Source organism: Mesorhizobium yinganensis (assembly GCF_040081985.1).
In the GTDB taxonomy this organism is placed as follows: domain Bacteria; phylum Pseudomonadota; class Alphaproteobacteria; order Rhizobiales; family Rhizobiaceae; genus Kumtagia; species Kumtagia yinganensis.
The window spans coordinates 122,184-135,212 of record NZ_JBEBMH010000005.1; the positions used below are offsets into that span (position 1 = coordinate 122,184).

Annotated in this window: 9 protein-coding genes; all 9 read left to right on the forward strand. The window is 65.7% G+C overall.

Features of this window, described 5'->3' with window-relative positions; all coding sequences use genetic code 11:
• Positions 1–32 precede the first annotated feature (32 nt).
• The 9 genes from ABMA59_RS12465 (at position 33) to ABMA59_RS12505 (ending at position 12,973) form a co-directional block, all read left to right on the forward strand.
• A complete protein-coding gene (locus tag ABMA59_RS12465; RefSeq protein ID WP_349005683.1) occupies positions 33–1,373 on the forward strand; it encodes a metal-dependent hydrolase family protein in 1,341 nt (446 codons plus the stop codon).
• A gap of 236 nt (positions 1,374–1,609) precedes the next feature.
• Positions 1,610–2,656 carry a branched-chain amino acid ABC transporter permease gene (locus ABMA59_RS12470; RefSeq protein ID WP_349005684.1) on the forward strand — a complete coding sequence of 349 codons (1,047 nt, stop codon included), beginning with the start codon at positions 1,610–1,612 and terminating at the stop codon, positions 2,654–2,656.
• The gene (locus tag ABMA59_RS12475) at positions 2,653–3,678 is read left to right on the forward strand and encodes a branched-chain amino acid ABC transporter permease (RefSeq protein WP_349005685.1); all 1,026 of its coding nucleotides are present in this window, start codon (positions 2,653–2,655) and stop codon (positions 3,676–3,678) included. Before ABMA59_RS12470 ends, ABMA59_RS12475 begins: the two co-directional genes overlap by 4 nt.
• 40 nt (positions 3,679–3,718) lie before the next feature.
• Entirely contained in the window at positions 3,719–4,966 is a 1,248-nt protein-coding gene (locus tag ABMA59_RS12480) for an ABC transporter substrate-binding protein (RefSeq protein ID WP_349005686.1), read from the forward strand.
• A 230-nt stretch (positions 4,967–5,196) separates the two neighbouring features.
• A complete protein-coding gene (locus ABMA59_RS12485) occupies positions 5,197–5,982 on the forward strand; it encodes an ABC transporter ATP-binding protein (RefSeq protein ID WP_349005687.1) in 786 nt (261 codons plus the stop codon).
• Positions 5,975–8,194: an ABC transporter permease gene (locus ABMA59_RS12490; protein ID WP_349005688.1), complete on the forward strand. Its 2,220-nt coding sequence runs from the start codon at positions 5,975–5,977 to the stop codon at positions 8,192–8,194. Before ABMA59_RS12485 ends, ABMA59_RS12490 begins: the two co-directional genes overlap by 8 nt.
• A 229-nt stretch (positions 8,195–8,423) precedes the next feature.
• Positions 8,424–10,622: a flotillin family protein gene (locus ABMA59_RS12495; RefSeq protein WP_349005689.1), complete on the forward strand. Its 2,199-nt coding sequence runs from the start codon at positions 8,424–8,426 to the stop codon at positions 10,620–10,622.
• Positions 10,623–10,867: 245 nt separating this feature from the next.
• A complete protein-coding gene (locus ABMA59_RS12500; RefSeq protein WP_349005690.1) occupies positions 10,868–11,305 on the forward strand; it encodes an SRPBCC family protein in 438 nt (145 codons plus the stop codon).
• Between the two features lie 9 nt (positions 11,306–11,314).
• Entirely contained in the window at positions 11,315–12,973 is a 1,659-nt protein-coding gene (locus ABMA59_RS12505; protein ID WP_349005691.1) for a zinc-binding dehydrogenase, read from the forward strand.
• Positions 12,974–13,029 lie beyond the last annotated feature (56 nt).

A 13,029-nucleotide genomic window follows, 5' to 3' on the forward strand; every position in this document is an offset into this window, starting at 1 on the left:
ACGCTGACAGCATCGGCCATTGGGAGGTAGAGATGGCAGACGACTGGAACAATGGCTGGAGCGGAAACGGTTCCGGCAACATCGTTTTCACCAATGTGCGCGTGCTCGATTCGACGGGCGAATATCCCTATACCGGCGAGGTGCTGGTGCAGGGCAACCGCATCAAGCAGATCACGCGCGGCTCATCGCGCTTCGGCGGTTCATCGACTGGCTACAGCGGGTCCGGTGGCACGACGACGATCGACGGCATGGGCGCCACGCTGATGCCCGGCATGATCGACGCGCATCTGCACCTCTCCTGGAACAATGCGCCCGGCATCGACCCGATCCAGATGATGGAACTGGAAGAGCACATGCTGGTCACCATGGAGATGGCCAAGCTGGTGCTTGATGCCGGCTTCACAGCCGGGCGGGGCGCGGCCGCGGCAAAGCCGCGTCTCGACGTGGTGGCGAAAAAATTCATCAACCAGGGGCGGTTTCCGGGGCCGCGCTATCTGGCGGCTGGACCCGAGATCACCACGGTGGGCGGGCTTGGCGATGCGGCGCCGTCGCATATCCCGCATGAGGGGCTGAACCTCGGCCTCGTCGTGTCGGGGCCGGAAGAGATCCGCCGCACAGTGCGCCAGCTCATCAAATACGGCGTCGATTCGATAAAACTCAATCTATCCGGCGAGTCGCTGACCGGCATGGGCGCGGAAGAAACGCCGATGTCCGAGGAGGAGGTGGCGATGGCCGCTTCCGAGGCGCGCTGCCGCAACAAGGTGCTGTCCGCGCATGCCCGCTCGTCGGGCTCGGTCAAGCAGTGCGTGCGCCACGGCATCCAGAACATCTATCACGCCTCCTTCGCCGACGAGGAAGCGCTCGACATGCTGGAAGCGGTCAAGGACAAGCATTTCGTCGCGCCGGGCATCGCCTGGCTGATCAACACGGCGCGCTACGCCGAGCCGTGGGGCATCAAGCCCGGCTCGCCGGTGACGATCGAATATGAGCGCGAGCTCGAAATGTGCATCGACACCATGAAGAAGATGCACCGGCGCGGCATCCGCATCTGCATCGGCGGCGACTACGGTTTCGCCTGGACCCCGCAGGGCACCAACGCCAAGGACATCCAGACCTTCGTCGAGATGCTCGGCTTCTCGCCGATGGAGGCAATTCTCGCCGCCACCAAATATGGCGGGCAGATCATGAACATGGGCGACGAACTCGGCATGATCAAGGAAGGTTATCTCGCCGACCTGCTGCTGGTCGACGGCGACCCGATCTCCGACGTGCGCATCCTGCAGGACAAGAACCGCATTCTGGCGATCATGAAGGACGGCAAATTCCACAAGGCACCGCGCATGAACGAGGCGCGGCGCAGGCTGACGGCGTAGGGGCGGTCGCCGTCGATGTTTGCATCTCTTCGCACCCCCCTCTGTCCTGCCGGACATCTCCCCCTCAAGGGGGGAGATTGGCCGGCCGCTTGGATTTCGCGAATCTCCAGCGGTGCGGAAGAGGCGGCAAGGGCGAAGCTGCCAATCTCCCCCCTTGAGGGGGAGATGTCCGGCAGGACAGAGGGGGGTGCGACAGAGCGCGGCGTTGCCAAGCAGCACCCCGCAAGGCGTCCCGCATGAGCCTGCTCGAACAGCCCCGCACCTCGGTGGAATCCACCGGCTTCACGCGCAAACAGGTGTGGGGGCTGTTCTGGCTTCTGCTGGCGGCCGTCGTCGCCTGGCTGATCTTCGCCGTCTGGCCAGCCTGGCTGAACGCGGTGCTGATCTCGAAAAAGGCCTTCGTCAGCGCCGTCATGAACGGGTTGACGCTGGCCGGCCTCTATTTCCTCGTCGCCAGCGGCTTCACGCTGGTGTTTGGGCTGATGCGCAACGTCAACCTCGCGCATGGCTCGCTCTACCTGCTCGGCGCCTATATCGGCTACGAGGTCGGCGCGCGCACCGGCTACTGGCTGCTCGGGGTCGCCGCCGGTTTTGTCGTGCTGGCTGTCGTCGGCGTGCTGATGCAGGTGCTGGTGTTCCGCAGGCTGGAGGGCGACGATCTCCGGCAAACGCTGGTGACCATCGGCATTTCCATCGTGGCTGCCGACCTGATGCTCGCCGTATGGGGCGGGCAGACCTATCAGCTTGCGACGCCGGAATGGCTGGACGGCGCGGTGACGCTGCCGGTGATTACCGCCGTGCGCTCCAACGGCGCGTCGGTCTTCCTCACCTATCCGTTCTACCGGCTGGTGGTGTTGGCGGCGGCGGTCGTTATCGGCGTCGGCCTGTGGCTGATGCTCAACCGCACGCGCGTCGGCATGATGATCCGCGCGGGTGTCGACGACCGCGCCATGCTGTCGGCGTCGGGTGTCAACGTGCATGCCGTGTTCGCCATCGTCTTCGCAGTCGGCGCAGGGCTGGCGGGTTTCGCCGGCGTGGTCGGCGGCTCGGCGCTGTCGGTCGCGCCCGGCGAGGACGTGCGCTACCTGCTGGCCTCGCTTGTGGTGGTCATCGTCGGCGGCATGGGCTCGATCACCGGAGCGGCGATCGGCGCGCTGCTGATCGGGCTCGCCGAGCAGATCGGTCTCGTCTACTTCCCGACCTACGGCGTGGTGCTGACCTTCGTCATCATGGTGGTGACGCTGGCGATCCGGCCGCAGGGCATCATGGGGAAGGCGCGATGAGCCTCGTGGCAACCACCCCTGCCACGGAGCGCCCGGCTTTCCTCGGCAAGATCGGCGCCGGCCACATCCTGCTCGCGGCGGCGCTGATCTTCTATCCGGCGGTCGCCAACGACTTTTTCCTCACCCAGATCGGCGGCTATTCGCTGATCTTCGGCATGATCGGCCTGTCGCTGATGGTGCTGGCCGGCTATGGCGGCATGGTCAGCCTGGCGCAGATCACGGTGGCCGGCATCGCCGGCTACGCGGTGGCCATCTTCGGGCTGAACAATTCGGGCGTGCACGGCTTCGGCTGGCCGTGGTGGATCGTGGCGCCCTTCGCCATGCTGTTGGCTGCCATCGTCTCGGCGCTGATCGGCTGGGTCGCGGTGCGCACCGAGGGCATCTATACGATCATGATCACGCTGGCGATTGCCACGGCGGCGTTCTATTTCGCGCAACAGAACTATACGATCTTCAACGGTTTTCCCGGCTTCAACGGGCTGCGTGCCCCGGAATTCTGGGGCGTCAACTGGCGCGACCCGGTGCCGTTCTATTATCTCTGCCTTGGCTGCGCGGCGCTCGCCTACGCTGCCGTACTCTATTGCTCGCGCTCGACCTTCGGGCTGACGCTGCAGGCGATCCGCGACAACCCGCGGCGCATGCGCGCCATCGGTTACCACGTCACCGCGCACAAGGTGTTCGCCTGGTTCCTGTCGGGCCTGATCGCCGGGCTCGCCGGCGTGCTGCTGATCTGGTTCAACGGACGGGTGTCGCCGGGCACCATCAACGTGGCGGCGGCGATCAACGTGCTGGTGATCGCGGTGATCGGCGGACTGAAGCATCCGATCGGGCCGTTCCTCGGCGCTGTCGTGGTCGTGCTGATGCAGACCTTCGCCATCGACATCGTCGGGGCCGAGCGCTTCAACACACTGATCGGACTGGTTTTCCTGATGATCGTCTTCGTATCGCCGGACGGCATTCTCGGGCTGTGGGAACGGCTGAAGCCGCACCTCGCCCAGGATTCCTTGCGCCCGGGGCCTTAGGCACCGGACAGGGGTTTGGTTTCAACATGGGAGGAAAATGATGAGACTTCACAGACGCAGCCTTCTCGCCCTTGCGCTGGCCACGGGCCTGACCGCCCCGTCGCTGGCGCTAGCCCAGGACGACACGATCAAGATCGGCCTGCTGGCCACCTTCGAGGGACCGTTCACGGTGCTGGGCGAGGACGGCGAGCGCGGCGCCATGGTTGCCGTTGAAGAGGCCGGCGGCACCGCAGGCGGCAAGAAGATCGAGATCGTCAAGGGCTCGTCCGATGCCTCGCCCGACAGCGCGGTGCGCGCGGCGCGAAAGCTGGTCGAGCAGGACGGTGTGAAGGTGCTGGTCGGGCCATTGTCCGGTGACGAGGGCATCGCGGTCAAGGACTATGCCAAGACCAAGCCGGACGTGACCTTCATCAACGGCACCTCGGCCGCGCAGGACACCACCTTCCGCGACCCGGCGGAGAATTTCTTCCGCTTCTCCACAGACGGCGCGCAGTGGATGGCGGGGCTGGGCACCTATGCCTTCAACGACAAGGGCTACAAGAACGTCGCTGTCGTGGCGGAGGACTATTCCTTCCCCTACACGCAGGTGTTCGGTTTCATGGCCGAGTTCTGCAAGGCCGGCGGCAAGGTGCCGTCGAAATCCTGGGTGCCGATCGGCAACAAGGATTTTTCGTCGGTGATCGCAGCACTTCCGGATGACGTCGACGCCATCTATGTGGCGCTGGGCGGCGCCGACGCGGTCAACTTCCTGTCGCAGTACCAGCAGGCCGGCGGCTCGGCGCCGCTGGTGGGCGGGTCGATCACGGTCGACCAGACGGTGCTGACCTCGCAAGGCAAGACTCGCGACGTGCTGATCGGCACGCCGTCGGCAGGTCCCACCGCCGACACCAACGATGCGCCCGCCTGGAAGGCGTTCGTCGAAGCTTACAAGAAGCAGCCTAACGCCTTCCCGTCGCCGTCGCTGTTCGCGCATGGCTACTACGTCAACATGAAGGCGGCGATCCTCGGCCTCAACGAGGTCAAGGGCGACGTTTCGGACGGCGGCGCCAACTTGCGTGCGGCATTGTCGAAGCTTTCCTTCGACACGCCGACCGGAAAAGTGTCGCTCGACAAGAACCGCAATGCCATCGCCGACATCTATCTCACGGAAGTGGTGGAAGGGCCGGACGGCAATCTGCTCAACAAGCTGGTCAAGGTGGTGCCGCAGGTGAACCAGACGCTGGGCATCGACGAGGCCGAGTTCAAAGCGCTGGGCGCGGTGAGCCGCGACAATCCGAGCTGCCCGTGATCCGATAGCTCAAATAACGATCGTGGCGCTCTACGACACCCCCCTCTGTCCTGCCGGACATCTCCCCCTCAAGGGGGGAGATTGGCAGCTTCATTGGCCTCGCCCATTCTGCAAAGCAGGAGATTGGCGAAAGCAAAACGGCCAGCCAATCTCCCCCCATGAGGGGGAGATGTCCGGCAGGACAGAGGGGGGTGTCGTAGAGCGCCACGATCCATGCATGGGCAAAGCCCATGTCTGACACCGTCGCGGCACGATTGCAGGGGACCGGCGCGCACGCGCTGGAGCTCGATGGCGTCGCGCGTCATTTCGGGGCGCTGGTGGCGCTGACCGGCATATCGATGAAGATCGCCGCCGGCGAGCGGCGCGCCGTGCTCGGCTCCAACGGTGCCGGCAAGACGACTTTGTTCAACGCCATAACCGGCGATTTCCTGCCGACGGCGGGGCGCATAAAATTCTTCGGCGAGGATGTTACCGACCTGCCGCCGCATGAGCGCATCCGCCGGGGCCTGCGCCGCACCTACCAGATCTCGCAGCTTTTCAAGGGCCTGAGCGTGCTGGATTCGATCTTCCTCGCCTGCCGTGGCGTGTCGCGCCGGCGCTTCTCGCTGCTCAGGCCGGCCTCGACCGACGTCAACATGGCGCAGGCGGAATCGATCCTCAACGCGGTGCATCTGGAAGGGGACCGCGATACGCTGGTAGCGACGCTGTCGCACGGTCAGCAGCGGCAGCTCGAGATCGCGCTGGCGCTGGCCGGCGCGCCGCGCTTCATCCTGTTCGATGAGCCGGCGGCCGGCTTGTCGCCGACCGAGCGGCGCGACCTCGTCGCCATTTTGAACGCGCTGCCGAAACATATCGGCTATATCATCATCGAGCACGATCTCGACGTGGCGTTGCGCGTCTCCGAATATGTGTCGATGATGCACAATGGCCGCCTGTTCAAGGAAGGCACGCCGCGCGAGATCGAGGCCGATCCGCAGGTCCAGGAGATCTATCTCGGAGGCCGCCACCATGGCTGAGCGTCCGGGTTCTGCCGCGCGCGCGGCGCTGAAGATCGACGATCTGCAGGTCTATTATGGCGAGAGCCACGCCTTGCAGGGCGTGTCGCTGACGCTGGAGAGCGGCGTGCTATCGGTGGTCGGCCGCAACGGCATGGGCAAGACGACGCTGTGCAACACGATTACCGGCCTGAAGCGGGCGCGCTCCGGCTCGATCCGCGTCAACGGCCGCGAGGTTTCGTCGCTGGAGCCGCACGAGATCCATCGGCTGGGCGTCGGCTACGTCCCGCAGGGCCGGCGCGTCTGGCCGAGTCTCACGGTGGATGAGCATCTGAGACTCGCCGCTGGCAATCGTCGCGACGCGAGCTGGACCGTCGAGCGCGTCTACCAGACTTTTCCGCGCCTGGCGGAACGCAGGAGCAATGGCGGCTCGCAGCTTTCCGGTGGCGAGCAGCAGATGCTGGCCATCTCGCGCGCGCTGCTGTCCGACCCGAAGCTCCTGGTGATGGACGAGCCGACCGAGGGACTTGCCCCCGTCATCGTCGACCAGGTCGAGAAAATGCTGGTGCAACTCGGCAGGGAAGGCGAGATGGCGATCCTCGTCATCGAGCAGAATATCGGCGTGGCGACGGCCGTCTCCGACCAGGTTGCGATCATGGTCAATGGCCGCGTCAACCGTGTGATGGACGCCAAGGCGCTGGCCGGCGATCGCGAATTGCAGCAGCGGCTGCTGGGTGTCGGTCGGCATTCGGAAGAGGAGCCGGTGACGCCGGCGGCCGCCGCGCAGGCGGCCTCGCAACTCGCCGAGGTCTACAGGATCGAGCGGACCGGTGGCGAAGCGGCGGCGCCGGTTCAGGGCGCTAACGGCGTCTATCGGCCGGTCACCGACCTGCCGAACCGCTGGAACGTGCCGGTGACAGTGATGCGCCAGGCGGCGGTGGAAAAGACGCAGCCCGCCGGCGATCTCGGAAAAATCTTCGCCATTCCATTTGCCGAACGGATCGGGCGGACCGTTCTGGTGGCCGGCACTTTCGACACCAAAGGCCGCGAACTGCGCTTCATCGCCGACCGGCTGAAGGCCCTGAAGATACCCGTCAAGACAGTCGATCTTTCGACCTCGGGAAAACCCGCGAGCGCCGACGTGCCGGCAAGCCAGGTAGCGGCGATGCATCGCGGCGGACCTTCGGCGGTCATGTCGGGCGACCGCGGCGGCTCGGTGACTGAAATGGCCGAGGCATTCGCCCGCTGGATCGCGCAGGAGCCGAAGATCGGCGGCATCATCTCGGCCGGCGGCTCGGGCGGCACGACGCTGGCGACGGCTGGCATGCGCGTGCTGCCGGTCGGCGTGCCCAAAATCATGGTCTCGACGGTCGCCGCCGGCGATGTCGGCAAATATGTCGGCGGCGCCGACATCATGATGTTCCACTCGGTCGCCGACGTGCAGGGGCTGAACTCGATAACCGAGGCAGTGCTGTCCAACGCGGCGCACGCCATGGCCGGCATGGTGGCGCAGTTGCCGTCCGGCGAACAATGGGAGGTCAAGCGCAAGCTAGCGCGTCCTGCGGTGGGCATCACCATGTTCGGGGTGACCACGCCGGCGGTGCAGGCGGTGACGAAAAGGCTTGAGGCCGACTATGACTGCCTAGTGTTCCACGCCACCGGCATCGGCGGAAGGGCGATGGAGAACCTTGGCGATTCGCGCCTGCTGTCGGGCTTTCTCGACCTGACGACCACGGAAGTGGCCGACATGATCGTCGGCGGCGTGTTCCCGGCGACCGAGGACCGGCTGGGCGCGGCGATCCGCACCGGCCTGCCCTATGTCGGCTCGGTCGGCGCGCTCGACATGGTGAATTTCGGGCCGCGCGACAGCGTGCCAGAGCGCTTTCGTAGTCGCAAATTCGTCATCCACAATCCCAACGTGACGCTGATGCGCACCACGCGAGACGAGAACCGGGCGTTCGGCGAATGGATCGGCGAGCGGCTGAACCGCATGAACGGGCCGGTGCGGTTTCTCCTGCCTGAGGGCGGCGTGTCGATGCTCGACGCGCCGGGCCAGCCGTTTCATGACCCCGAGGCGGACAACACGTTGTTCGAGGCGATCGAACGTACGGTGCGGGTATCGCCGATGCGGCAGGTGATGCGGGTGAAGGCCAACATCAACGATGCGGCCTTCGTCGACGCGGCGGTCACATCGTTCCAAGGCATCATGCCCAAGATGCAGAGGAGGGCGTGATGCGAGTTCTGAAGCACCTCCCTCTGGCCTGCCGGCCATCTCCCCCTCAAGGGGGGAGATTAGCGGCGCCGCCGAAGCAGCCAATCTCCCCCCTTGAGGGGGAGATGGCCGGCAGGCCAGAGGGGGGCGTCTTAGCGCATATGCCGCTGGGAGCATTCAGTGCCTCTCCCAAATTCCTGAATTTTCTCCGGCCTCGCGCCGACCGCTTCTCGTTTCGGAGGATGAACTGATGGACGCGCAGACGTTCGGCACTTTTCTCTTGTGGCTGATCATCGCCGCGATTGTCGTTGTCATCGCCGTTTACATCCTGCGCTGGCTATACCGGCGCTCGACCAAGGAGACGGCGTTCGTGCGCACCGGTTTCCTCGGCGAGAAGGTGGTGGTGAACGGCGGCGCCTTCGTCATCCCGGTCCTGCACGAGATAACGCCGGTCAACATGAACGTGCTACGCATCGAGGTGCGGCGCGAGGACGGGATGGCGCTGATCACAAGGAACCGTATGCGCGTCGACCTCATCGCCGAGTTCTTCGTCCGGGTGGGAGCGAGCCGCGAACTCGTGGCGACCGCGGCGCAGACGCTGGGGCGCCGCACCCTGCAGGAGGACGGGCTGCGCGAACTGCTCGAGGGAAAATTCGCCGGCGCGATGCGCACTGTTGCAGCGCAGATGACGCTGGAAGAGATGCACGAGCAGCGCGGCGACTATGCGCAGAAGGTGCGGGCTCTCGCTGCGGAATCGCTGGCCGCCAACGGGCTGGAACTGGAGAGCGTGGCCATTGTTGATCTGGATCAGACCAGCCTGGAGTTCTTCGACCCCTCCAACGCCTTCGACGCCGAAGGCCTGACGCAACTCACCGAATCCATCGAAACGCGGCGGCGCATGCGCAACGAGATCGAGCAGCGCACGCTGGTCGACATCCGCAACCAGAACCTCGACACCCAGCGCAAGGTGCTGGAGATCGACCGCGAGAGCGAATATGCGCGGCTTGAACAGGAGCGCGAGGTGGAGATACGCCGCGCCGCGCAGCGCTCGGAGCTTGCCCGCGAGCGGGCGGTGCGCGACCAGGAGGCAGAGCAGGCACAACTGACGGCGCGCGAGGCAGTTGAGAAATCGCGGCTTGCGCAGGAGCGCGCCATTACCGAGGAGCGTATCCGCAGCGAGGAGGACACGCAGCGGCGCGAAATTGCAAGGCGGCGGGCGCTCGACGAGGCCGAGCTGAAGACCCGGGAGATGACACAGCGCGAGCAGATCGCGCTGGAACTGTCGCTGGAGACGGCGCGGATCGAGCGCGAGCGGGCGCAGAGCGCGCTTGAGATCGAGCGAAAAAAGGCGCTGGAAATCGTCGAGCTGGAGCGGCAGATCGCGCTTGCCGCCAAGGCGCTCGAAGTGACCAAGGCGGAAGCCGAGAAGCGGCGCGCCGAGATCGTCGCCAACCAGTCGACCGAGGCGGAGCGGATCGCACAGGACCGGGCGCTGGACGAGGTGCGGATCGCCCGCGAGCGGCATCTGGAGGCCTTGCAGATCGCCAAGCGGCAGGCCTTCGAGGAGGCCGAGATCGCCTCGGCGGAAGAGGTCGAGCGCGCCCGCATCACCACCGAGCGCGGCATCGAAGAAGCGAAGCTGGTCAGCCAGCGTGAGCTGAGGCAGCTCGCCATTGCCCGCGACCAGAATGTCGAGATCGCCGAAATCCAGAAGGCGATCGACATCGCCAAGAAGACGCAGGAGCGCTCGTCGGCCATCGCGGCCTCCGAGGCGGTGCGCGCCAAGGCAATCCAGGCGGAAGAGCAGGCGCTGACGGCACGCGAGCGCGAGATCGCCGAGCGACGCAAGCTGACCGACCTGATCGGCGCCAGCCGCGAGGCGGAGCGCGAGGCGCTGCGCATCACCGCGGCGGCGGAGGCCGAGATGCGGGCGGCGAAAAGCCTTGCCGAGGCGCAGAAGATCGCCGCCGAAGCAACCGCCGAAGCCGAGAAGATTGCGGCCCTCGCGGCGGCACAACGCTACGAGGTCGACGCGGCCGGTCACCGGCAGCTCAACGAGGCGGAGAACATGCTGTCCGAGCCGGCGCGCGCCAGCCGCACGCGCGGAAAAATCATCGACAAGCTCGAAGGCATCATCCGCGAGAGCGTCAAGCCGATGGAGAAGATCGACGGCATCAAGATTCTGCATGTCGATGGCGTCGCCGGCGGTGCGGGCGGTGGGCAGGGGCGCAACGTCACCGACGAAGTGATCGATTCCGCTCTGCGCTACCGCGTGCAGGCGCCAATGATCGACAATCTGATGAAGGAGATCGGCATCGAGGGCGGCTCGCTGGGGCGCATGACGGACGTGCTGCGGGATGCAAAGGACATTTCCAGCCTGACGCGCGACAAGAAGGGCAACGGCAAGCCGAAGACGGCGAAGGACGACGATGACGACCGGGATCATTGAGGGTTGGGTGGCCGGTCGATGAAGGTCGCATTCCTTCCTACCCCCCTCTGTCCTGCCGGACATCTCCCCCTCAAGGGGGGAGATTGGCCGTCATCTCCGCTTTCGCCAACCTCCGGCCTTTCAGGACGAGCGGCAAAATCGAAGCTGCCAATCTCCCCCCATGAGGGGGAGATGTCCGGCAGGACAGAGCGGGGTGCGAAGGGTTGCAGACCTCCGCTGGCTTCTCGAATGCGAAAGTTCGCCTGATGCCCAAAGTCTACATCTCCACCGTCATGACAGCACCCGCCGCCGAGGTCTGGCGCATCGTGCGCGACTTCAACGGCCTGCCGTCGTGGACGCCGTTCGTTGTCGAGAGCCGCATCGAGCAGGGGGCGAAGGCCGACCAGATCGGCTGCATCCGGAATTTCACGCTGAAGGACGGCGGACGCATCCGCGAAAGGCTGCTGGCGCTGTCCGACTACGACCTCAGCTACACCTATTCGATCCTCGAAAGCCCGATGGGCGTGTCGGACTATATCGCGACGCTGGCGCTGACGCCTGTCACCGACGGCAATGCAACCTTTGCCTCATGGCAGGCGGAGTTCGATTGCCCGCCGGAGCGCGAGGCGGCGCTGATCCAGCAGATCGGGCAGGGGGTTTTCCAGACGGCCTTTTCCGCGCTGAAGCAGCGGTTCGGACGCTGACCGCCGCGCATGGTGAAAGTCCGGCAGAGCACCATCATCGACGCACCGGTCGATGACGTCTGGCGTGTGCTGCGCGATTTCAACGGGCATGAAAGCTGGCATCCGGCCATCGCGTCCAGCGTCATCGAGGGCGGCGAGCCTGTCGATGCAGTAAGCTCCGTGCGGCGGTTTCGGCTGAAGGACGGCGGCGAACTGCGCGAGCAGCTTCTGTCGCTGTCGGATTGCGACCGGCGGCTTACCTATTGCCTGCTCGAAGCGCCACTGCCGCTGATGGGTTATGTCGCGAGTATCGCGCTGAAGCCGGTGACGGACGGGGACGGGACGTTCTGGGAGTGGTCGTCCGTGTTTTACCCGCCGGCCGAGCGGCGCGACGAGCTGGTGCGGCTTGTGACCGACGGGATTTATCGGGCGGGGTTCGAGGCGATACGGAAGTTGATGGGGCGGCCTAGTACGCAGGTTTACTCTCGGCGTGACGTCGGGAATCGGGGCCAGGAGCCGGGTACTGGAACTGGCCCGGCCTTCATACCCCCACCCCTAACCCCTCCCCACAAGGGGGAGGGGGATTCGGCGACGCTGATGCCAGACCGAGCGAAGGTCCAGGCTTTCGAGACGGAAGCGCCGACAGCATCCCCCTCCCCCTTGTGGGGAGGGGCTAGGGGTGGGGGTATCAAGGAACCGCAAGCAACCCACGATCACACACGCGCCGTCGTCGTCGAGCGGCATGGCGGGCCGGAAGTGTTGCAACTGCGCGAAGTGCCGCTGCCCCCGCCAGGGTCCGGCGAGGTCCGCGTGCGGCACACGGCGATCGGCGTGAACTTCATAGACGTTTATTGCCGCACTGGGTTTTTCGATCTTTTGAACCTGCCGGGTGTGCCGGGCATGGAGGCGGCGGGCGTGATCGAGGCGCTGGGGCAGGGCGTGGACGATCTCGCCGTAGGCGACCGGGTCGCCTATGCGGGGCCGCCGCTCGGCGCCTATGCCGAGCGCACCAACCGGCCGGCCGAGATGCTGGTCACGCTGTCGAACGACATTGCCGACGGCCTGGCCGCTGCGGGCCTGCTCAAGGGCGTCACGGCCAGCTTCCTGCTGCATGACGTGTTCGCGGTAAGACCCGGCCATGTCGTGCTTATCCATGCGGCGGCGGGCGCCATCGGCCAGTTGCTCGTGCAATGGGCAAAAAACCTCGGGGCGACGGTGATCGCCACCGTCTCCGACGACGCCAAGGCACGGGTCGTTGAGCGACTGGGAGCGCATCATGTCATCGTCTATTCGCGTGAGGATTTCGCCGAAGGGGTGATGCGCGTCACCGGCGGGCGGGGCGCCGACGTCGTCTACGACGCGGTCGGCAAGGACACGTTTGCCGGTTCGCTGGCGGCTCTGGCGGTGCGGGGGCATCTCGTCAGCTTCGGCCAGGCGTCGGGGCCGGTCGGTGACTGGGACATCGGCCGCTTCGCCTCGAAATCGGTTACCGTGTCGCGGCCGAACTATGGGCACTACACCGACACGCCGGAGCGGCTGGCGCCACATGTGACGCGCTTCTTTTCAGCCCTGCGCGCCGGCATCGTGACGCTCGCTTCGCCGACCCGCTACCCGCTGGAACGCGCCGCCGAAGCGCATCGCGACCTCGAGGCGCGTGGGACGACCGGATCGCTGGTGCTGATACCATAGACGTGGAGGTCGGTACGCCCAGCGTTCAAGGGCTTCCCGGCGCCTTGCACCATCAT

Bases quoted from the DNA above. Each gene is read 5' to 3' on its own strand.
- ABMA59_RS12495 (WP_349005689.1), top strand. From the start codon at position 8,424: ATGGACGCGCAGACGTTCGGCACTTTTCTCTTGTGGCTGATCATCGCC.
- ABMA59_RS12465 (WP_349005683.1), top strand. From the start codon at position 33: ATGGCAGACGACTGGAACAATGGCTGGAGCGGAAACGGTTCCGGCAAC.
- ABMA59_RS12470 (WP_349005684.1), top strand. From the start codon at position 1,610: ATGAGCCTGCTCGAACAGCCCCGCACCTCGGTGGAATCCACCGGCTTC.
- ABMA59_RS12480 (WP_349005686.1), top strand. From the start codon at position 3,719: ATGAGACTTCACAGACGCAGCCTTCTCGCCCTTGCGCTGGCCACGGGC.
- ABMA59_RS12500 (WP_349005690.1), top strand. From the start codon at position 10,868: ATGCCCAAAGTCTACATCTCCACCGTCATGACAGCACCCGCCGCCGAG.
- ABMA59_RS12490 (WP_349005688.1), top strand. From the start codon at position 5,975: ATGGCTGAGCGTCCGGGTTCTGCCGCGCGCGCGGCGCTGAAGATCGAC.
- ABMA59_RS12505 (WP_349005691.1), top strand. From the start codon at position 11,315: ATGGTGAAAGTCCGGCAGAGCACCATCATCGACGCACCGGTCGATGAC.
- ABMA59_RS12475 (WP_349005685.1), top strand. From the start codon at position 2,653: ATGAGCCTCGTGGCAACCACCCCTGCCACGGAGCGCCCGGCTTTCCTC.
- ABMA59_RS12485 (WP_349005687.1), top strand. From the start codon at position 5,197: ATGTCTGACACCGTCGCGGCACGATTGCAGGGGACCGGCGCGCACGCG.